This is a genomic window from Alicyclobacillus fastidiosus, from assembly GCF_026651875.1.
Classification (GTDB): Bacteria; Bacillota; Bacilli; order Alicyclobacillales; family Alicyclobacillaceae; genus Alicyclobacillus; species Alicyclobacillus fastidiosus.
The window spans coordinates 1,037,669-1,056,717 of the sequence record NZ_CP104067.1; the positions used below are offsets into that span (position 1 = coordinate 1,037,669).

The 19,049-nt window shown below is 56.6% G+C and carries 21 protein-coding genes, 1 pseudogene and 1 riboswitch; of the genes and pseudogenes, 13 read left to right on the forward strand and 9 right to left on the reverse strand.

Translation table 11 applies throughout. From position 1 onward, the window contains the following. The first annotated feature begins 207 nt into the window (after nt 1-207). A riboswitch (FMN riboswitch) is annotated at nt 208-380 on the forward strand. A 142-nt stretch (nt 381-522) separates the two neighbouring features. The 8 genes from ribD to NZD89_RS05420 all read left to right on the forward strand — a co-directional run bounded on the left by ribD (nt 523) and on the right by NZD89_RS05420 (nt 7,194). Next, complete coding sequence (gene ribD / locus NZD89_RS05385; RefSeq protein ID WP_268006737.1) at nt 523-1,653, forward strand: bifunctional diaminohydroxyphosphoribosylaminopyrimidine deaminase/5-amino-6-(5-phosphoribosylamino)uracil reductase RibD; 1,131 nt, start codon at nt 523-525, stop codon at nt 1,651-1,653. A 12-nt stretch (nt 1,654-1,665) separates the two neighbouring features. Then, the gene (locus tag NZD89_RS05390) at nt 1,666-2,316 is read left to right on the forward strand and encodes a riboflavin synthase (protein ID WP_268006738.1); all 651 of its coding nucleotides are present in this window, start codon (nt 1,666-1,668) and stop codon (nt 2,314-2,316) included. Nucleotides 2,317-2,394: 78 nt separating this feature from the next. Next, nucleotides 2,395-3,588, forward strand: coding sequence for a bifunctional 3,4-dihydroxy-2-butanone-4-phosphate synthase/GTP cyclohydrolase II (locus NZD89_RS05395; RefSeq protein WP_268006739.1), 1,194 nt, complete (start codon nt 2,395-2,397; stop codon nt 3,586-3,588). 85 nt (nt 3,589-3,673) lie between these two features. Continuing rightward, nucleotides 3,674-4,141, forward strand: coding sequence for a 6,7-dimethyl-8-ribityllumazine synthase (ribH, locus tag NZD89_RS05400; protein WP_268006741.1), 468 nt, complete (start codon nt 3,674-3,676; stop codon nt 4,139-4,141). Between the two features lie 310 nt (nt 4,142-4,451). Next, complete coding sequence (locus NZD89_RS05405) at nt 4,452-5,255, forward strand: alpha/beta fold hydrolase (RefSeq protein ID WP_268006742.1); 804 nt, start codon at nt 4,452-4,454, stop codon at nt 5,253-5,255. Nucleotides 5,256-5,415: 160 nt separating this feature from the next. After that, nucleotides 5,416-5,703, forward strand: coding sequence for a GIY-YIG nuclease family protein (locus NZD89_RS05410; RefSeq protein ID WP_268006743.1), 288 nt, complete (start codon nt 5,416-5,418; stop codon nt 5,701-5,703). A gap of 101 nt (nt 5,704-5,804) precedes the next feature. Beyond that, nucleotides 5,805-6,257, forward strand: coding sequence for an NfeD family protein (locus NZD89_RS05415; RefSeq protein WP_268006744.1), 453 nt, complete (start codon nt 5,805-5,807; stop codon nt 6,255-6,257). 19 nt (nt 6,258-6,276) lie between these two features. Continuing rightward, nucleotides 6,277-7,194 carry an SPFH domain-containing protein gene (locus NZD89_RS05420; RefSeq protein WP_268006745.1) on the forward strand — a complete coding sequence of 306 codons (918 nt, stop codon included), beginning with the start codon at nt 6,277-6,279 and terminating at the stop codon, nt 7,192-7,194. A gap of 90 nt (nt 7,195-7,284) precedes the next feature. Here the strand turns inward: NZD89_RS05420 and NZD89_RS29270 are convergent, their stop codons facing one another. From NZD89_RS29270 to NZD89_RS05440, 5 genes and pseudogenes are all read right to left on the reverse strand, one after another. After that, nucleotides 7,285-7,716: a sensor histidine kinase gene (locus NZD89_RS29270; RefSeq protein WP_326492909.1), complete on the reverse strand. Its 432-nt coding sequence runs from the start codon at nt 7,714-7,716 to the stop codon at nt 7,285-7,287. Beyond that, on the reverse strand, nt 7,640-8,428 hold the full coding sequence (locus tag NZD89_RS29275; RefSeq protein ID WP_326492910.1) for a histidine kinase dimerization/phospho-acceptor domain-containing protein: 789 nt from the start codon (nt 8,426-8,428) through the stop codon (nt 7,640-7,642). Before NZD89_RS29275 ends, NZD89_RS29270 begins: the two co-directional genes overlap by 77 nt. After that, nucleotides 8,425-9,098 (reverse strand): annotated as a pseudogene (locus tag NZD89_RS05430) (response regulator transcription factor). The gene NZD89_RS29275 and the pseudogene NZD89_RS05430 overlap by 4 nt, the downstream one beginning before the upstream one ends. Before the next feature lie 308 nt (nt 9,099-9,406). Next, a complete protein-coding gene (gene ileS / locus NZD89_RS05435; RefSeq protein WP_438938757.1) occupies nt 9,407-12,529 on the reverse strand; it encodes an isoleucine--tRNA ligase in 3,123 nt (1,040 codons plus the stop codon). Nucleotides 12,530-12,696: 167 nt separating this feature from the next. Further along, on the reverse strand, nt 12,697-12,864 hold the full coding sequence (locus NZD89_RS05440; protein WP_268006747.1) for a hypothetical protein: 168 nt from the start codon (nt 12,862-12,864) through the stop codon (nt 12,697-12,699). Nucleotides 12,865-13,080: 216 nt separating this feature from the next. On the opposite strand from NZD89_RS05440, the gene queC reads away from it, so the two are divergent. Further along, on the forward strand, nt 13,081-13,767 hold the full coding sequence (gene queC, locus NZD89_RS05445) for a 7-cyano-7-deazaguanine synthase QueC (RefSeq protein WP_268006748.1): 687 nt from the start codon (nt 13,081-13,083) through the stop codon (nt 13,765-13,767). Between the two features lie 55 nt (nt 13,768-13,822). Here queC and NZD89_RS05450 read toward each other — a convergent pair whose 3' ends face one another. Further along, nucleotides 13,823-14,419: a helix-turn-helix domain-containing protein gene (locus NZD89_RS05450; RefSeq protein WP_268006749.1), complete on the reverse strand. Its 597-nt coding sequence runs from the start codon at nt 14,417-14,419 to the stop codon at nt 13,823-13,825. A gap of 71 nt (nt 14,420-14,490) precedes the next feature. Continuing rightward, nucleotides 14,491-14,886: a globin domain-containing protein gene (locus NZD89_RS05455; protein ID WP_268006750.1), complete on the reverse strand. Its 396-nt coding sequence runs from the start codon at nt 14,884-14,886 to the stop codon at nt 14,491-14,493. Between the two features lie 115 nt (nt 14,887-15,001). Between NZD89_RS05455 and NZD89_RS05460 the strand changes: the two genes are divergently transcribed. Both NZD89_RS05460 and NZD89_RS05465 read left to right on the forward strand, forming a co-directional pair. After that, entirely contained in the window at nt 15,002-15,379 is a 378-nt protein-coding gene (locus NZD89_RS05460) for a YlbF/YmcA family competence regulator (protein WP_268006751.1), read from the forward strand. Further along, nucleotides 15,376-16,062: a metal-dependent hydrolase gene (locus tag NZD89_RS05465; protein ID WP_268006752.1), complete on the forward strand. Its 687-nt coding sequence runs from the start codon at nt 15,376-15,378 to the stop codon at nt 16,060-16,062. Before NZD89_RS05460 ends, NZD89_RS05465 begins: the two co-directional genes overlap by 4 nt. Nucleotides 16,063-16,233: 171 nt before the next feature. Here the strand turns inward: NZD89_RS05465 and NZD89_RS05470 are convergent, their stop codons facing one another. Next, entirely contained in the window at nt 16,234-16,485 is a 252-nt protein-coding gene (locus NZD89_RS05470; protein ID WP_268006753.1) for a DUF3243 domain-containing protein, read from the reverse strand. Nucleotides 16,486-16,711: 226 nt separating this feature from the next. Between NZD89_RS05470 and NZD89_RS05475 the strand changes: the two genes are divergently transcribed. Then, nucleotides 16,712-16,999 (forward strand): hypothetical protein, encoded by a 288-nt coding sequence (locus tag NZD89_RS05475; RefSeq protein ID WP_268006754.1) that lies wholly within the window; start codon nt 16,712-16,714, stop codon nt 16,997-16,999. A 176-nt stretch (nt 17,000-17,175) separates the two neighbouring features. Here NZD89_RS05475 and NZD89_RS05480 read toward each other — a convergent pair whose 3' ends face one another. Next, nucleotides 17,176-18,462, reverse strand: coding sequence for a DNA polymerase IV (locus NZD89_RS05480; RefSeq protein ID WP_268006755.1), 1,287 nt, complete (start codon nt 18,460-18,462; stop codon nt 17,176-17,178). A 108-nt stretch (nt 18,463-18,570) separates the two neighbouring features. Here NZD89_RS05480 and argR point away from each other — a divergent pair, with 108 nt between their 5' ends. Then, entirely contained in the window at nt 18,571-19,035 is a 465-nt protein-coding gene (gene argR / locus NZD89_RS05485; protein ID WP_268006756.1) for an arginine repressor, read from the forward strand. The last annotated feature ends 14 nt before the right edge of the window (nt 19,036-19,049 follow it).

Consider the following 19,049-nt stretch of genomic DNA (forward strand, 5'->3'; position numbering starts at 1 on the left):
AATTTTGTCGTGACGGATGGACGAAAATTCGGAAAATGTAGCGAAAAGGAATGGAAAAATTCCTACACCTGTGTTAAGTTTTTAATAACCCTTTACCCCTGATATGGCTCACCGAAACGGTGTGCCTCTTTTTTTGTCCAATTTTTCGCTTGCGCGTTTGCTTTTGCAGGGGTCATTCGGTAGACTGAGATGGATGAAACAATTGAATAGTTCCTTCGGGGCAGGGTGAGGCGTATGTGCCAATTCCCGATCGGTGGTGACATGGTGATAGCCATGGAGTCCACGAGCCGACTGGCCGCGTGCAGAGGTTGCGCGACCACAGGGCATGAACTGGTGTAATTCCAGTACCGACGGTATAGTCCGGATGAAAGAAGGAGACGAACTGAACCATGTGGAAGTGGATCGACAATTGCCGATCCGCCTCGTTCATCACATCTTGTGATGTTGCTCATGGGTTTCTTCTTATGCGAATTTACCGCGCCCCCGACTTTTCGGGGGCGTTTTTGTTTGGAGGGCTGCCAGTTGACACCAGACGAGACGTTTATGCGCATGGCGATTGACGTCGCGAAGATCGGACAATCGCAGACGTCGCCAAATCCGCTCGTCGGGGCCGTGGTCGTCCGCGATGGTATCGTCGTGGGTCAGGGTGCACACCTGCGTGCAGGCGGTCCCCACGCGGAGGTTCACGCGCTTAGCATGGCTGGGGAAGCGGCGCAGGGATCGACGATTTATGTGACACTCGAACCTTGCAACCACTACGGGCGCACGCCGCCCTGCACACAGGCCATCCTTCAGGCTGGCGTGAAGCGCGTCGTCGTCGCCTCTGCCGATCACGACCCTCGCACGAAAAACCTCGGTATCGCGCATCTGCGGGAGGCGGGCCTCGACGTGACGGTGGGGGTGCTGGAGCAAGAGGCGAAGCGGCTCAATCGCTCATTTTTTCACCGCGTCGACACGGGGCTACCCTGGGTGCTGTACAAGTCCGCCATGACTCTGAGTGGACACACGGCAGCGGACAGTGGGCACAGCCAGTACGTCACCGGAGAAAAGGCCCGGCAGCAGGTACAAGCCCTGCGGCGATGCCACCCGGCTATCGCGGTCGGGATCGACACCGCGTTAGCGGATGACCCGCGGCTCACCATTCGCGATGAGACTGGGTCGGCACACGGGATGCTGCAACCTGTGCGAATCGTGTTCGACTCCCAACTGCGGCTGCCCGTGCATGCCAAGATGTTGCAAGAACCTGGCAAAACGGTTGTCTTTACGACCGAGCGAGCGCGTGAGACCGCCGTGCAGAAGGTGGCGCAGCTCGCGTCGCAGGGCGACGTAGAAATCGTCGCGACAGACGAGCGCGACGGTCACGTGAATCTGCGCCAAGCATTTTCACACGTCGCGGTGCGAGGCTGGAACTCGGTGCTGCTCGAAGGCGGTCCGACGTTGGCGGCAGCGTGCTTTGCAGAGCAATTGGTCGACGAAGTGGCGATGTACATCGCGCCCGCCCTGCTCGTGAGCGGGAAACCTGCGCTGGCTGGCCCTGGTACGAAGCACATGCGCGAAGCCATCACACTGAACTCGGTTGAAGTGGAACAGGTCGGCGACGATTGGCGATTCACCGGGTTGGTCGATTACACATCTGCGACGAACGAATCGTGACGAGGTGAGGACATGTTCACAGGGCTTGTGGAGGAACTGGCAGAAGTCCGCCAGATCCGGGCTACTGCACAGGGGGCACAACTGGAACTGGCGGCAAAGCTCATCTTAGAGGATATGGCTCTGGGCGACAGTATTTCCGTCAACGGCATCTGCCTGACCGTGGTCCGGATGACGGACGGCACTTTTTTTGTCGAGGCGGTGCCAGAGACCATGCGGCGGACGAACTTGCATACCTTGCGGGCGGGCGACTGCGTTCACGTCGAGCGCGCCATGCCTGCAGGGGGGCGATTTGGCGGGCACATCGTCTCTGGACACATTGACGGGACTGGGCGCATCGGTCAGGTCCGGCCGGAAGGTATGGCTCGGGTGCTCTTGATTGAGTGTGGCGCGGACCTGTTGCGGTACATCGTGGAGAAAGGGTCCATCTGCGTCGACGGCGTGAGTTTGACGGTCATGGGCGTCGGGACGTCCGGATTTGAAGTGTCTATAATCCCGCATACCCAAGGGGTGACGCGCCTTGGTGACGCGAACGTGGGCGACGTCGTGAACCTCGAGTGCGATGTCATCGCGAAATACGTCGAGCGCCTTCTCGGGATGCCGCAGAGCGCTCCACGGAAGTCGTCCGTCACCGTTGACTTTCTACAGCAACACGGCTTTGCTTGACGTCTTTAGAGGATCCATTTCAAGGTTGCGAGCAAAGAAGTGGTTCGGCGGTACGGACAAGAGAGGGAGGGTATTTCGATGATTCATTCCATAGAAGAGGCGTTGGCAGACCTATCGGCGGGCAAGGTCGTGATCGTGGTCGACGACGAGGACCGGGAAAACGAAGGGGACTTTTTGGCCTTGGGATCGAAGGCGACGCCTGACGTGATCAATTTCATGATCACACACGGGCGCGGGCTCGTCTGTGTGCCCATCGGCCCCGAGCGGGCTTCGCGACTGGAACTCGACGCAATGATTAAAGAGAACACGGACGCCTATGGAACGGCGTTTACGGTATCCGTCGACGAGGCGACGACGCACACGGGGATTTCGGCGTTCGAGCGGGCACAAACCGTCGCCGCCATCGTGCGCGACGATACGGGGCCGCACGATTTCCGTCGACCGGGTCACATTTTCCCGCTCATCGCCAAACCGGGTGGCGTCTTGCGCCGCGCTGGTCACACGGAAGCGGCAGTCGATCTCGCCCGTCTCACCGACCAATCGGACGTCGGCGTCATCTGCGAGATTCTCAATCCCGACGGCACGATGGCCAGGCTGCCACAACTCGAGCAACTGGCGCAGGAGCATCAGCTCAAAATCATTACCATCGCGGACCTCATCGCCTACCGAAAGCGGGAGGAAAAACTGATTGAACGCCAGGCAGAAGCGAAACTTCCCACGCGTTTCGGCGATTTTCGGGCGATAGTCTACACCAACAAGCTGGATGACAAGGAGCATGTGGCGCTCGTCGCAGGCGACATCCGTGGCGACGAACCCACGCTCGTCCGGGTTCACTCCGAGTGCCTGACGGGTGACGCGTTCGGTTCACTGCGCTGTGACTGCGGTCCGCAGCTGCATGCCGCTTTGCGTCAAATTACACAGGAGGGTACGGGCGTGCTCTTATACCTGCGTCAGGAGGGTCGCGGTATCGGTCTGCTCAACAAGATTCGCGCCTACGCCCTACAGGACGAAGGTGCGGACACGGTGGAGGCCAACCACAAACTCGGCTTTAAGGACGATTTGCGAGATTACGGCATTGGTGCTCAAATCCTGCGCGACCTTGGCGTCCAAAAAATGCGACTGCTCACGAACAACCCACGCAAATTGGCCGGCGTTCTCGGCCACGGGTTAGAAGTGGTGGAGCGCGTGCCGCTCGAGGTCGAGCACAACCCCTATAACGAAGGCTACCTGAAGACCAAGCGGGATAAGCTCGGGCACATCTTGCGCCTGTGACGCCGCGCGCCTCGTGCGCGCCTCGCGCCGCCCACGGCGCGAAGACATTCACGAAATCATATTGAAATCTTAGGAGGACCTTCGCATGCGTACATATGAAGCACAACTCGTCGCGCAAAACCTGCACATCGGCATTGTCGTATCCCGATTTAACGAGTTTATCACGGGGAAGTTGTTGTCTGGGGCGATAGACGGCCTCGAACGGCACGGCGTCAAGTCAGATGACATTGAAGTTGCATGGGTTCCTGGAGCCTACGAGATTCCTTACGCGGCGAAGTGCATGGCCCGCAGCGGCAAGTTTGACGCGGTCATCACTTTGGGCGCGGTGATTCGCGGCTCGACGCCGCATTTCGACTTCGTTGCCGCAGAGGTTTCCAAGGGCGTGGCACAGTTGTCCATGAACACCGACACGCCAGTCATTTTCGGCGTCTTGACGACCGACACCATCGAACAAGCGATTGAACGCGCAGGCACCAAAGCGGGAAACAAGGGGTGGGACGCCGCTGTCGGCGCAATCGAAATGGCCAACCTTCGCAAACTGCTCGAGGCATAAGCTTTGCGGTGACGATGGTGTATTCACACCATCGCCCGAGCTCACTTATCCCCGAGTTCCCCTAATCCACGTTCGAGCTGAGCAGAGAGAGGCTACATTCCCGCACAGGGACTTGTAGCCTCTCGTCGTTTCACAACCTCCCGCCTCGATGACGGCTCGATACATGGCGATACGCACTTTTGCTGCCCCACCAGAGAATCTGGGCCTGCGTCAAAAAGCCCACCGCACGCTGCATACCGCTGTGTCGAATGCGCCAAGATGAACATGGTATCATGCGTATGAGTAGGAATTTTACGGGGAGGTGTCCGCGATGGCGTACGCGGCTGTCAACGGCGCGGATATTTACTACGAAGTGATGGGAGAAGGGCCACCGCTGATTCTCATCATGGGGCTTGGTGGAAATGTCGATTGGTGGGGGACCGGTTTCCGCAAGCAGCTTGCGCGAACCAGACAAGTCATCGCGTTCGACAACCGCGGTGTCGGTCGGAGCAAGGCGCCTGACGGCTCCCTTACCATCGACCAGATGGCAGATGACGTGGCAGGCTTGCTCGACGCCCTTACGATTGAACGTACGGATTTGTTCGGCATCTCGATGGGCGGCATGATCAGCCAGGAATTCGCACTGCGCCACGGCGATCGCCTGAATCGGTTGATCTTAGGTTGTACGTGTTGTGGTGGCAGTAAGCAAATCCCGCCGACACCGCGTGCCCAGCAACTCTTGACCACAGTAGCTAGGCCCATCTCTTCAGACGAGGCGATGCGCTGCCAAGCGGAGTTGCTCTTTCCTCTGGATTTCATTGAAAAGCATCACGAACTCCTTCAAGCGGCCCACAAAATGATGGTCCAGGTACCGACGTCACCTACCAATTTTTTGCGACAGTTGGAGGCGATTCAAACGTGGCGGGGCACCTATGACCGACTGTCCACGCTCGAGCACGAGACGCTGCTCTTGCACGGGGCCGAAGATATTCTCCTACCGGTGCAAAACAGTGAGATCATGCACGAGGTTCTCCAAAAATCCCGCCTGATTCAATACGAGGGATGCGGTCACGGGTTTGCGGTACAAGTCGCATCGCGCGTCGTCACGGACATTCAGCAATTCTTATCCACTTGATTCGCCCTTTGCACTGTTGTCGTTCGTTGTTTGGACCGCAGAGGGATTGCATCCGAAACTGAGCGAGTCTCATAGGATAGAACCAGCGGGAGGGCGCCGGAGTCTTTGGCACCGGCCACTCCCTCTCGCATGTGCAACAGAGAGGAATGGAATTCACCAGATGTTCTACGTGTACGTTCTCGAGTGTCGCGATGGAACGCTCTACACGGGCTATACCAACGACCTATCACATCGCGTGGAGGTGCATAACGCTGGGCGCGGCGCCAAGTACACCCGTGCACGAACACCGGTGCGCCTGGTTTACAGCGAACAGATGGCCGACAAATCGGCGGCCCTGCGTCGAGAGATTGAAATAAAAAAGCTGGCGCGAAAAGACAAATTGGCACTGATCGAACAATGTGGCACGACGGGCGTCCCACCATCGAATGACGATCCGACTGGACCCTAGACGTCCTCTAAAAAGTGGAATATTCTTGACCAAACACCATTTCTAGATTGGCGCGGTTCCGATGCGACAAGCATCCATCTCAAATGCGCGGGGGTGAAGAGGTGAGCTGGATCGAGTGGACGTGGCTCATTTTAACGTTTGTCTGCATTATTCTCGAACTGTTGACCGCGGGAATTTTCTTTATCTTGTTTGCAGTGGGTACCTTGCTGGCCTTTGTCGTGTCGTTCTTTTCGGTCAGTGTGATGGACCAGGTCGTAGTGTTCGCGGCGGCCACGCTCTTGTGCCTGTTGTTCCTGCGTCCGTTCGTTCGAAGGTGGCTTCATCTAGGCCGGTATGGCAAGGATTACACCGTGCCGGATTACATCGAGCAGAACATCGGGCAGGAGGCACCTGTCACGAGGGCCATTTCGGAGAATGGCACGGGACAGGTTCGAATTGGCACTGAGGTTTGGACGGCGCGCGAATTGAATCACCGGGCTGTTGCGGTCGGTACGACCGTCCGGGTTGTTCGCATCGAAGGGGTCACCGCCATTGTCGAGGTCGTCGCGCGGTAGAGAATGAGGAGGAGTTCGTGTGATAGCGCTTTATGTCGTACTCGCCATTATTGTCATTTTTGTGGTCGTACTCGTCGTGTCGAGTATCAAAATCGTCAATCAGAACGAAGTATACATGATTGAACGGCTTGGGAAGTTCTATCGGAAAGCACAGTCTGGATTAAACTTGATCGTGCCGTTTATCGACAAAGTGGTCAATCGAGTGGACCTGCGCACACAGGTGATTGATTCGCCGCCTCAATCGGTCATTACGCGCGACAATGTGAGCATCTCAATCGACGCCATCGTCTACTTTCGCGTAACCGATCCTTACAATGCAACGTATCAAATCGACGACGTGTTCCGAGCGCTCGAGTACCTCACGGCGACCAACTTGCGAGATGTCATTGGCAGTCTCGATCTCGACGGGACCCTTTCCTCCCGCGAACAAATTAACACCCGTCTGCGCATCTCCCTCGACGAGGCGACAGACCCCTGGGGCGTCAAAGTGGAGCGCGTGGAAGTGAAAAACATCAACCCTCCGTCAGACATTCGCGAGGCGATGGAGAAGCAGATGCGCGCAGAACGCGAGAAGCGCGCCGCCATTCTTACGGCTGAGGGCGAAAAGCAGGCGGCCATTACACAGGCCGAAGGCCGGAAGCAAGCTGTAATTCTCGAGGCCGAGGCGGTGAAAGAGTCGAACATTCGCCGCGCGGAGGGTGAAGCGGCGGCCATCCGTCAAATCGCGGAGGCCGAGGCGAGCAAGATTCAAATGATCTATGGCGCACTTCGCGCAGCGAACGTCGACGAGCGAATGCTCGCCGTGAAGGGCATTGAGGCATTTGAGCACCTGGCCGACAGCGACAACAAGGTATTTGTGCCATATGAAGCCAGCGCTGTGATGGGCGCGTTCGGCGCAGTGCAATCCCTCTTGGGTACAGACAAGTCGACCAAGTAAGCAAGCTGCGCATTGCAGCTGATAGATGACCCACTGACACATTCGGCGGCGGAGCTTTTCCGCCGCCGCACAGCGGGAAGTGCAATCCCCTTACAGCGCGTGTTCGGGGTGAAGCGGCAACCGCACGGTGAACGTGGTACCTTCGCCGATGCGGCTTTCCACTTCGATCTCGCCTCCGTGCATATCCACAATTTTTTTCGCGATGGCAAGTCCCAGCCCACTTCCCCCCATCGCGCGATTGCGCGACTTATCCGCCTTGTAAAAGCGCTCAAATATCCGTTCCTGGTCAGGGGTAGATATTCCTATTCCCGTGTCGGACACGCGAATGACGGCAAGGCCGTCAGCCGCGTGCAGGTCCACTCGAATCGCACCTTGCTCCGGCGTGAATTTAATGGCGTTCGCCACCAAGTTTAGCCACACTTGACTCAGGAGGTCTGATACTGCTTCAATCTCTACTTTTTCTAGAGAGACGTCGAGATGTAGCCCTTTGTCTACCCATTGCGGCTCGACGAGCAAAATCACGTCGCGAAGTTGTGTCCAGCCGGTACAGTTCTCGATGGAAGGGATGGTGGTTGGATTCAAGAGAAGCCAACTTCAACAGGTTATCGCTGAGCTTGGACAGGCGCTGGCTCTCCGTCTCGATGATGGCGAGGTAGTGCAGCCGTTTATCCATCGGCAGCCCATCATTTTTCAGCGCTTGTACGAATCCCGTGATCGACGTGAGGGGGGACTGAATTTCGTGTGATACGTTTGAGATAAACTCCTGCCGCATCTGTTCCAGTTGGCCCAGTTCTTCGGCCATGTAGTTGATACTGTGCACGAGTTCATGAAATGGTTCATCCCCCATGGACGGTTGGAGCGGGACATTGACGTTAAAATTACCTTTGGCCATTTGCCGAATTGCGTCGATCAAGGATTGCCAGAACGCCATTTGTCTCGTGTGTGTGAAGCGTCCGATGGCGAGCCCGACCGACATCATGATGAAAATCCCCAGCCCGGAGGTGATCAGTTGACCGACGAGTGCCCGCGGATGATAATTGAATACCCCAAAGAAGTACGACGTGATGAAAAATGCCAGGATAAAGGAGAGCGCCAGAGACGCGATCACCCCTGCCATCGTCAAGGTGATCCGCCACTTGCGGCTCAGATTCCCGCCACGACGTTTTGCGTCGTGCGGGCCAACGGGCGCCGACTGACGGGCGTTTCTATGGGTTGCCTCGCGACGTCGGCTCATGTGTGCACCTCGAGTCGGTAACCCAATCCACGGATCGTGCGAATGCGAAAGGCGTAATCCTCTTCAGGAAACCGCTCGCGCAGTCTTTTAATGTGCACGTCGACCGTGCGCTCGTCCCCCTCGTAATCGTATCCCCAAATATCCTCGATCAACTGCTCGCGCGTAAGCGTCTTGCCGACGAAACTCGACAGTTTAAACAACAACTCAAACTCTTTGAGCGGCAGTCGAATCTCCTTGCCGCCGGCAGACACCTCGTGCGTTTCACAGTTCAACGTGAGTCCACCCACTTCGACCGTGTGCTCCGTCGCGATGCGGTAACGTCTGAGGACGGCTTTGATACGGGCGACGAGTTCAAGTGGGTCGAACGGCTTGACGAGATAATCATCCGCGCCGAGGTCGAAACCCTTGATTTTATGGACCGTCTCCGCCTTTGCTGTCAGGACCAGGATGGGGAGTGGGAGAACGCTCGAATTTCGCGGCATAGCTCCCACCCGTCCAGCTTCGGCATCATCACATCGACGACGGCCATGTCGAACCGCGTGGATTCGATCAGAGCCAAGGCTGCCACCCCGTCGGTCGCCTCCTCGACGTCAAAGCCAGCCCGCTCCAAATTGAGGCTCACCAACTCGCGAATATGCGGGTCGTCATCGACGACCAATATTTTTGTCATTCTGGTCAACACTCCATTCGCTCTGTTCGCGACCGCCTATCGAATCTGCGCAGAGTCGCGTGGATGCCCGCGCAATCGTCCCTCGGTGGCGCTTGTCACCGGGGATTCGCTCACAAGCATTATGCATCGGCTTTATGAACGGACGATGAACGGGGAGGGGAGGTGCGGAGTCGGCGTACGAGTGAATCCTAAGCCTCGTTTTCGCCCACAAGCAAATCAGGGTGTCGCCGGAACACGCCGGCGACACCCGATGGTTTTCGTGCGAGAAGGGGGAGGCCGCCTAGCCTAAAGCCCCTTTCGAATCGATGTTACTTGCTAACAGACAGCGTCAACTTCTTGCCGTTGACGTCCCAATCCTTGGTCAGGTCCGCGTCTGCGAGCGGGGTTGACGTGAGTTCCCGGATGAGCACGGTACCCGCGATGCGTTCTTCGTTGCGCCTGAGAATCGAAAGTACCTCATCGTCTCCGTCGGCAAAGAACCGCACCTTGTGCGTGACGCCGTAGTCGACCTCTTTGCGCATCATCTGCATCTTCGAGATGATTTCGCGCACGAATCCCTCTTCAATCAAGTCTGGCGTCAACTCCGTGTTGAGGCCGACGAAACCGCGGGCGTCGACCGAGATGAGCCCCTCGAAGTTGGCGCTATAGCGCACCTCTGCATGCGCCGTCGTGATGGTCTCGCCTTCAATCGTCACCGCGCCTAAGCTTCGGAATGTGTTGATGGTCTCCAGGTCCGCAGCTTTTGCGGCCGCGTTGAGCGCCGGGAGCTTCTTGCCGAAGTCCTTGCCGACCGCGGCGAGGTTCAGGTACAGTTCCGGTTTCGCCATCTCGTCGAGACTCGCGAACACGACCTCCTTGACGTTCAACTCGTCTTTGAGGATCTCGACAAATTTGCCGAGCGTCGGCTGGTCGGACGATGGCACGTACAGTTTCGACAGCGGCTGCCGGGTCTTGATCTTGCTCTCGTTGCGCAGGTGTCGTCCGCCTTCGACGACGCGAAGCACGACGCCCATCTCGCGAATGAGCGCTTCGTCGATGAGGCCCACGTCCGCCTTCGGGAAGTCGCAGAGGTGGACGCTCACGGGCTCGTCGGACGATTCGTTCTGGCGCACGACGTTCTGGTACAGCTCTTCCGCGATGAACGGCGTCAAAGGAGCCGACAGCTTGGCGATGGTCGCGAGCGCCTCATACAGCGTGAGGTAGGCGGCCACCTTATCGTCTTCCATGCCTGGTGCCCAGAATCGATCGCGATTGCGGCGCACATACCAGGTCGACAACTCGTCGACGAACGATTGCAGGGCGCGCGAAGCCGTCGTCGCGTCGTATTTTTCTAGGTGCGTATCGACCGTCTGAATCGTTTGGTGCAGGCGCGCCGTGACCCACCGGTCCATCAGTGGACGCTTTGCCACAGGGATGAACTTTGCGGACGGCTGGAACGCGTCGATGCCCGCGTACAACGCGTAGAACGCGTGGATATTCTGTAATAGGTCGATAAACTTGCCTTTACTCTCCGCGACCGCCTTGTGGTAGAACAGCTGCGAGTTCCACGGCTGCGTGTTCGAGACAAAATAGAAGCGCAGCGCGTCGGCGCCGTGGATGTCGAACGCTTCAAACGGATCGATGACGTTCCCCTTGGACTTCGACATCTTCTTGCCCTTTTCGTCCAGCACGTGTCCGAGCACCAGCACGTTCTTGTACGGGGCCTTGCCGGTGACCAGCGTTGAGATGGCGAGCAGACTGTAGAACCAGCCGCGCGTCTGGTCGATGGCTTCACAGATGAAGTCGGCTGGATACAGGCGCTTGAAAGCTTCCTCATTTTCAAACGGGTAGTGCAACTGGGCGAACGGCATGCTGCCAGAGTCAAACCACACGTCGATGACTTCCGGTACGCGCTCCATGGTGCCACCACAAGAACACGCCCACGTCAGCTCATCGATGTACGGCTTGTGCAACTCTTGTGGGAGGCGGTGAGCCTTCGCTTGTAATTCCGCCTTCGAGCCGATGCATTCCGCATGCCCACACGCCTGACAGCGCCAAACTGGAAGTGGCGTTCCCCAGTAGCGGCTGCGGGACAGGTTCCAGTCGATGACGTTCTCGAGGAAGTTCCCCATGCGGCCCTCGCGAACGTGCTCCGGAATCCAGTTGACCGACTTCGAGTTCGCAATCAGTTGGTCTTTTACCTCGGTCGTGCGGATGAACCAACTGTCGATGGCATAGTAGATGAGTGGCGTATCACAGCGCCAACAGTGTGGATACGAGTGCTCGAACTTGTGCTTGTCGTAGAGGACGCCGCGGCGAGCGAGATCCTTGACGATGTCGACATTGAGTTCCTCGTCCTTCACAAACCGCCCCGCATAGTCTGTTACGTCCGCTGTAAAGCAGCCGGTGTAGTCGACGAAGTTGATGAACGTCAAGCCGTTTGCCCGACATGCGCGGTAGTCGTCCTCGCCGTGTGCCGGTGCCATGTGGACAATCCCGGTCCCCGACTCGTCTGTCACGTGGCCGGACGGGATGATGACGTGTTTCTTGCCCTCTGCCGTCACGTACGGAAAGACGGGCTCATATGCGGTGCCGACGAGCAAACGCCCGGCCTTTTGGTCGATGACCTCGTCGCCTTCGCCGAGGAAGTTGTCCTTGAGGCCGTCGGCAACCCACACGTTTTGATTCGCGCCCTTCTGGTGAATGAGCACGTACTGCAAGTCCTCGTGTACCGCGAGCCCGACGTTGCTCGGCAGCGTCCAAGGTGTCGTCGTCCAGGCGAGGATGTACGTCGGGCGGCCGTCGACGTCGCCGTCCTTCACGCGGAACTTCGCCGTCACGGAAAGGTCTTTTACATCCGCATACCCCTGTGCGACTTCGTGACTCGACAGCGTCGTCTCACAGTGCGGGCAATACGGACTCACGCGGTGACCCTGCTCGAGCAGGCCCTTGTCGTAGACGGTCTTCAGCAGGTTCCAGACCGACTCGATGTAGTCGTCGTTGAGCGTCATGTAGGGGTGATCGAGATCTGTCCAATAGCCGAGCCGTTCCGTCAGTTCGCGCCAGGTTTGTTCGTATTGAAAGACGCTCGAGCGGCACGCCTGAATAAACTTCTCGACACCAAACTCCTGAATCTGCTTCTTGCCGCTGATGCCGTATTTCTTTTCGATCTCGATTTCCACCGGCAAACCGTGCGTATCCCATCCCGCCTTGCGCGTGACGTGATAGCCCTTCATCGTGCGGTAGCGCGGGTACAAGTCCTTGAAGACGCGGGTCAGCACGTGGCCAGGGTGTGGACGCCCGTTTGCCGTCGGCGGACCTTCGTAAAACACCCACTCTGGTTGTCCCTCGCGATTTTTTTCGCTCTCGTGGAACACGTCGTGTTCCTTCCAAAACGCGAGAACTCGTTCTTCACGCTGTTTCGCAGCTTCTTTTGCATCGACTTTGCGCAATGCCAACGACGCTCACTCCTGTTCGTGTGTTTGAATTGCTGAAGCACTTGTGAAGGAAAGGAAAGCAAATAAAAAAGCACCCGCCCACGAAGGGACGAGTGCTGTGCTCGCTGTACCACCCAACTTAACGGCGTAACGCGTCTTACACGCATCGATTCGCCGTTCCATCAGCCGAATGCCCACCTCGTTGTAACTGCGTCGGACGCCTTCACCGCGAGTCGAAACATTCGCTTCTCGATAACGGGAGAAACCCGATTCTGCTTACTGACATGCCGTTTCTTGAACGGCGCGCGTTCTGCAGATACCTCAGGGGGGATCTTCGCCAACCGCCGCATGCGTGGGTTTCCACCATCCCCACTCTCTTGTGCACCAGCATGTGGTTACTCGGCCCCGTCAACAGATGTCACATGTCAAAATGATAGTACATGATATCACGTTGTGGCAAAGTTGTGCAAACGACGTACCAGACTTCATTGGGTATAATGGGATGTGCCGTGGAGCCCGGCCCACGAGCCATCGATAGACCTGGATGGAGACTGGAGTGAACGTGTATGGAAAAAGCCGTCGTGATTTTAAGTGGCGGATTAGATAGTACGACATGTATGGGACTAGCGAAGGAGCAAGGGTTTGAATTATTTCCCGTGACCTTTGATTACGGCCAACGCCACAATATCGAGCTCGAGTGCGCCACTGCGGTAGCCAAGCATTACAACGTCGCGGATCACCGTGTAGTGAAGCTTGATTTTCTGCGCCAAATTGGGGGCAGCGCCTTGACCGACAAGGACATCGAGGTGCCGCAGGACGGCGTGACAGACGAGATCCCGGTGACATATGTCCCAGGTCGCAACCTTTTGTTTTTATCGATGGCCGCTTCGTATGCAGAAGTCATCGGAGCCAGTGCTATCTACATCGGCGTCAATGCGCTCGATTACAGTGGCTATCCCGATTGCCGTCCAGAGTTCATCGAGGCGGTGCAGGAGACGATTGCGCGTGGGACGAAGGCCGGTGTGGAAGGGCGGCCCATCCGCATCGAGACGCCGTTACTCCACTGGACGAAAGCGGAAATCATCCGCCACGGCATGGAAATTGGTGTACCCTATCAACTCACCACCAGTTGCTACATGGGAGAAGCGGTCGCTTGTGGCGAGTGCGACAGTTGTAGATTGCGATTGAAGGGGTTTGCTGAGGCAGGCTATCGGGATCCGATTTCGTATCGAGACGACGTCAATCTGCGATAGGTATGTACCAATGGCCTGCCGACGACGCGGGGCGGTTGGTGCGATGACACGGAAGTTAGGCCTGGAACGCCTGAATGAGGCGCCAGGCTTTTTCAATTTGTTTTCGTTTTTGCGCGTCGACATTCATGAATTCCTGTAAAAATGGAAGCGTGTCAGGGTGCATGCGCATAAACAGGATAAATCGCGCTTCGTCTCGCGATAGTGCGAGGTTTGTCCAACCTGCATCCGGCTTGTGCGCCGGCGTTTGTGCATGTGGGTTAGGCGCCGCGTCGGCGGTGGCCGTCGCCGCCTGAGCGGCTGGTTCGGGAGAAAACGGCTCGATGGCAGGAATCGCCTTGTTCGCGGCGGCGGAAACCTTCACGACCGACGACTTCTTGCTCGATTTCGGCGCGGTGGGCGCGCCGGTGGGCGCTGACTTCGACGACTGCGAATTGAGCGGTTTCACCGCCTCCGACGCAGAGCCCGTCAAGGCGCTGACATCCGCACCCAGGGCGCTTGCCAGCAGCAACATCGTCGCATCGTCCGGTTGCCGTCGATTTGTTTCGTACATCGCAACGGCACTGGTGGAGATCCCCGCCGCTTGGGCCAGCTTCGCCTGCGTATAGCCAAGCGCCTTGCGCAAAGATGCAATGTTCTCTCCGGTTGTAGCCAATGTTCAATCACCTCTTACACGACCATGCAAGCGTCGACATGTGCGAAATATCGCCCATGCTTCGCCTCGATTTACGCATCGGTATCGATCTCTGTGTTTACCATATGATAAGCGGTCATGGTCAATCGCTGCAGCATCGCTTCCCGAGCCGGCTCTGTGATTTCCGCTTCGACCATGGCCTCGTACATGCAGGATAGCCACGCCTGTGCGTGTTTTTCCGTGATTGGAAACGGAAGGTGTCGAGCCCGCAGCATAGGCTGTCCACGTTTCTCCTGATACAGTCTCGGGCCTCCGAACAGCTGCGTGAGAAACCAGTATTGGCGCTCGCGCACTTCGTCAAATGACGGTGGAAACAAGGGCCGCAGGAGCGCATTTTGCTCGACTCGATTGTAAAACGCGTCTACCAACTTCTCCATCGTCGCTGCACCGCCAATTGCCTGATACACAGTCGTCGGTCGTTCGTTCATCCTGGCCGTCCTCCCGTAGTTACCCTTAGTATAGCGAATGTCCCGGTCTTGGTCTCGCCTTGTACCTCAAAAATCCAACGATTTATAATAAGTGCGAGGGGAAGGAGGATATCCGTTGAATCCACACGATAAAGCGCACGAGCTCGTTCGCAGCATTCGCGAATCGGACGCATTCTTGCGCGCCAAACAGGCAAAACAGGCGATTGAGCAAGACGAATCGACAAAACGTATGGTGCAGGATTTTAAGCGCCGACAGCTTCAATTGCAAGCGCAGCAGATGATGGGACAAACTGTCTCAGAAGACGACCTGTCCCAAATGCAAAAATTGAGCGAAGTCATCGGATTGAACCCTCACGCTAGGAACTACCTGCAAGCCGACATGGAGTTGCAAGTTCTGATGATGGATGTGCAGAAACTCTTGTCAGACCTGCTCGATGAGGTCAGTTTACTCTCGCTGGAGCAAATTTACGAGGAAATGGGGCGTTCGGAATGAAGGTTACATATCATGGTCAAGCTTGCTTCATCCTGGAACACGACGGGCATAAGATCATCATCGATCCGTTTCTCAGCGGAAACGACAAAGCGGTGATCGGCCCTGACGAAGTGGACGTTTCGTACGTGTTGCTGACACACGGTCACGCGGATCACGTGCTCGACGCAGAACCTATCGCTCGCAAGAACAACGCTACCATCATCGCCCCGAACGAACTCGCAGGCTACTATGCGAGCAAAGGGCTGACCGTGCATCCCTTAGGTATCGGCGGCAAACACGACTTCCCGTTTGGAAGCGTGAAAGTCACCCTCGCGTTCCACGGGTCCGGAATAGAGACGGAGAACGGGTTGGTCTACGTTGGTCCTCCGGTCGGATTCCTCATCACCATGGGAGGCAAGACGATTTATCACGCTGGGGATACTGGGCTCTTTGGCGATATGAAGACGGTCATTGGAGATCTTCACAACATTGATGTAGCTTTGCTGCCGATTGGCGACAATTTCACGATGGGCCCTGAGGATGCGCTCGTGGCTGCCGAGTGGACAGGTGCCAAAACGGTCATTCCCATGCACTATAACACCTTCCCCTTGATCGCGCAGGATGGCGATCAATTCGCTCGCGATCTCGAAGCGAAGGGTATTCACGGGATCGCACTGAAAATCGGCGAAACCGCTGAGTTCTAATCGGTCTGCGTGCGGGCGGTTGCATAGTGGTGTAGCTGGACGGCCGGGCTGTTGACGGTTTGGCGACTGCACCACCTCTCGGTCGCCCGGGATTTGCGACATTCGGCAGGGGTTTGGGTGCCAGCCACGCATGACAAAAAGATGGGGGGGGGTTCCCCCCACCTCGTCAGATCAGTGTGCTTTGTCGGACATCTTGACCATCAGTCCGGCGATGGTGCGGCGTTCTTGTTCATCGCCCGCATCCCACATCTCTTTTAGCAAACGCTGCTCATCGTTTTTCGGGTCGACTTTCTGGGACAAGAATTCCCCCATCTTCGACGCCACGTTTGTGATCTGCTCTTCACTAAACCCCATGTTCTGTGCTTTGTCGACGTGCTCACCCAAAAATTCGCGCCAGTGGTCAAAATTGTCGATTACGCTCATCGTATCGCTCCTCCCTAGATGACTGGTGTCCCCTACAATTTGCATCAATGCGGCGACCCGTATGCGGGGGAAAAATCGGAAGTCACAGGCGCCCGCGGCGCGTATCATCCGACTCTTTCGACGCAGTGAGCACCAGTGGCGAAAACGAGCTGCTATGCGCGTGACATATCGCGGACAGGTTGTGCATAAACGTGGACAAGAGAGAGCCTGTGAAAGGGGCATGCATATGAGAAGGAAAGTGGCCAATATTACCAATAGCCGACAAAAAGCGTTTGTCTACACTTGTGCGTTGATTGGCCTGACCGTATATGGGGTTCCGCGTTTGCCGAGGCTGGAGCACGGATTAGCCGGTACCTTTACGTTGGTGTGGCTGTTGTTCGTGGCACTCTGCGTGGGAGCGAATTTGTATTTCCTGTTTGGGGCGGACAAAGAGCGCAAACGCCTGCTTGAACAGCAGGAAGTGGCATCACAGTCACGAGATCTGCGACACGAGGTTCAGCGTTTGCGCGGTTGAATTCCGGATACTTAGCAAAGGCGCGCCAGAACTTCTGGGTAAACAGCGAGTTGAGGCGCGTCAGGCGATTATTTCGCGTTGTGCGTCACCCAGGCGACGGCTCCAATTGCGCAAAGTACGCACAAGATGATGGTCCCAATCGGATCTAGTGTGCCGTTCATGAATTCCACGTTTGATTACTCCTCTTCAAACAGCCGGTCTTTTTGCAGCGATGTGCCGCGTGTGCGATGGTCGCGCAGTGCATTGCTGTCATCCGGTTGAAGCATTCTTCCCTTGACGAGAATATCTTCCCCAAACCGGTTTCGCAATGCATCCGTTACCTTCGTCAGTTTTTCAAGTCGGGCGTTGTGTTCAAATTCAGCTCGTTGCCGAGGCGCGTGGAACAAGTCTGTTTGTAGTCCAACCTGCGAAAGTTCGTCTTTGCGCTCGAAGTCGCTCATCGTAATGCCGATGAGACGGAGCAAACGGCCTGCTGCCCAGTTCGATTGTAACAGGGATTGGGCATGCTGATAAATATGTTCCGTCAAATCTGTCGGGTACGGAAACGATTTCCTGCGCGTGACGGTCTCGCGGTTGTCGTATCGGATGGTGAGCGTCAGTACGCGCCCGGCGACTCCGTGTTTGCGCATTCTCCGCCCGACTTGATCGGATAAATTCAACAACACGGGCTTCATCGATTCGACGTCAGCCACATCATTCGGTAGAGTGATGGAGTGTCCAATACTTTTTGCTGGTGCGCGGTCAGACGACACAGGACGGTCGTCGCGACCGTTTACGAACTGTTTTAGCTCGAGGCCCCGCGTTCCGAACAGGTGCACGAGCAGACTATCGCTGGCTCGCGCCAATTGCTCCATTGTGTGAATGCCTACGGTGTGGAGCTTCGCGGCAGTCTTGTCGCCGACGCCGTGGACTTCCTCGACGGCCATCGGCCAGAGCAGGCGCTTAAAATTGGTCTGGTTGACCACGGAGATGCCCATGGGTTTTTTAAGGTTACTCCCCATCTTCGCAAAAAACTTACAGTCTGCGACGCCGATGGAGCAGGGGAGATGAAGTTCATCGCGAATCGTGTCTTGAATGGTTTTTGCGATGATCGGCCCGTCGCCGAACTGACGGCTGCCAGTGACGTCCGCATAGCACTCATCGATGCTCACAACTTCAACGAGTGGTGTAAACCGCCGGATGGTGTCGAACACGCGTCTGGCATAGGCGCGGTAGAGGGCAAAATCCGGTAGGATGAAGACGACGTCAGGACAAAGGCGTTTGGCTTGTTGAACGGTCATCGTCGTCTTGACGCCGCGCCGTCTCGCTTCGTAGCTCGCGGTGACGACAATGCCGTGCCGAGTTTCTGGACTTCCCGCCACTGCGGTTGGTTTGTTCGCATATTTGTCCGGTTCTTGTGCAGCGTGGCACGATGCGTAGAACGCATTCATATCGACGTGAAGGATCTGTCGAGGCGATGTCACGTCTCGTGGCCTCCTCTCTATCATCAGTGTAATCGAACCCATGTTGTCACGCTATTTTCGGCGTTTCCGAAATAATGGACATTCTGTACCAGCTTAGGAGGGTATTGCGTGAAAGAACAGCGCTTGATGCGCATTCGCGAATTGGTGAGTCAGCAGGAAATTGAGACGCAGGAAGAGTTGGTCCGCGCGCTTGAGGATTCTGGGTTTGCCGTGACGCAAGCGACGATATCGAGAGATATCAAGGAATTGCAGTTGATCAAGGTCGTGGGCACGAATGGGCGGTACAAGTACGCCATTCCGGTCATCGCTTCGAGTGTGACGCTGGAGACGCTTCGGCGTAAACTAGCCGACGTATTCGTGTCGCAGGCGCGCGCGCAGAATTTGGTCGTCATCAAGGTGTTGCCGGGCAACGCGCAAGCTATCGGCTTCATGATCGACAGCATGAATCAAGCCGGACTTCTCGGCACCATCGCCGGAGATGACACCATCTTGCTCGTCTGCGCAGACGACGATGCCGCGACGAGGCTGTTGGAGACACTACTTCAACATACCGACCCACGAGCGGTTGAGTAAATCCTTCTGCGACC

Bases quoted from the DNA above. Each gene is read 5' to 3' on its own strand.
- NZD89_RS05405 (WP_268006742.1), top strand. From the start codon at position 4,452: ATGGCGTACGCGGCTGTCAACGGCGCGGATATTTACTACGAAGTGATG.
- queC (WP_268006748.1), top strand. From the start codon at position 13,081: ATGGAAAAAGCCGTCGTGATTTTAAGTGGCGGATTAGATAGTACGACA.
- NZD89_RS05440 (WP_268006747.1), bottom strand. From the start codon at position 12,864: ATGCGGCGGTTGGCGAAGATCCCCCCTGAGGTATCTGCAGAACGCGCG.
- NZD89_RS05390 (WP_268006738.1), top strand. From the start codon at position 1,666: ATGTTCACAGGGCTTGTGGAGGAACTGGCAGAAGTCCGCCAGATCCGG.
- NZD89_RS05455 (WP_268006750.1), bottom strand. From the start codon at position 14,886: ATGAACGAACGACCGACGACTGTGTATCAGGCAATTGGCGGTGCAGCG.
- ribH (WP_268006741.1), top strand. From the start codon at position 3,674: ATGCGTACATATGAAGCACAACTCGTCGCGCAAAACCTGCACATCGGC.
- NZD89_RS29275 (WP_326492910.1), bottom strand. From the start codon at position 8,428: ATGAGCCGACGTCGCGAGGCAACCCATAGAAACGCCCGTCAGTCGGCG.
- NZD89_RS05410 (WP_268006743.1), top strand. From the start codon at position 5,416: ATGTTCTACGTGTACGTTCTCGAGTGTCGCGATGGAACGCTCTACACG.
- NZD89_RS05465 (WP_268006752.1), top strand. From the start codon at position 15,376: ATGAAGGTTACATATCATGGTCAAGCTTGCTTCATCCTGGAACACGAC.
- NZD89_RS05470 (WP_268006753.1), bottom strand. From the start codon at position 16,485: ATGAGCGTAATCGACAATTTTGACCACTGGCGCGAATTTTTGGGTGAG.
- NZD89_RS05475 (WP_268006754.1), top strand. From the start codon at position 16,712: ATGAGAAGGAAAGTGGCCAATATTACCAATAGCCGACAAAAAGCGTTT.
- NZD89_RS05395 (WP_268006739.1), top strand. From the start codon at position 2,395: ATGATTCATTCCATAGAAGAGGCGTTGGCAGACCTATCGGCGGGCAAG.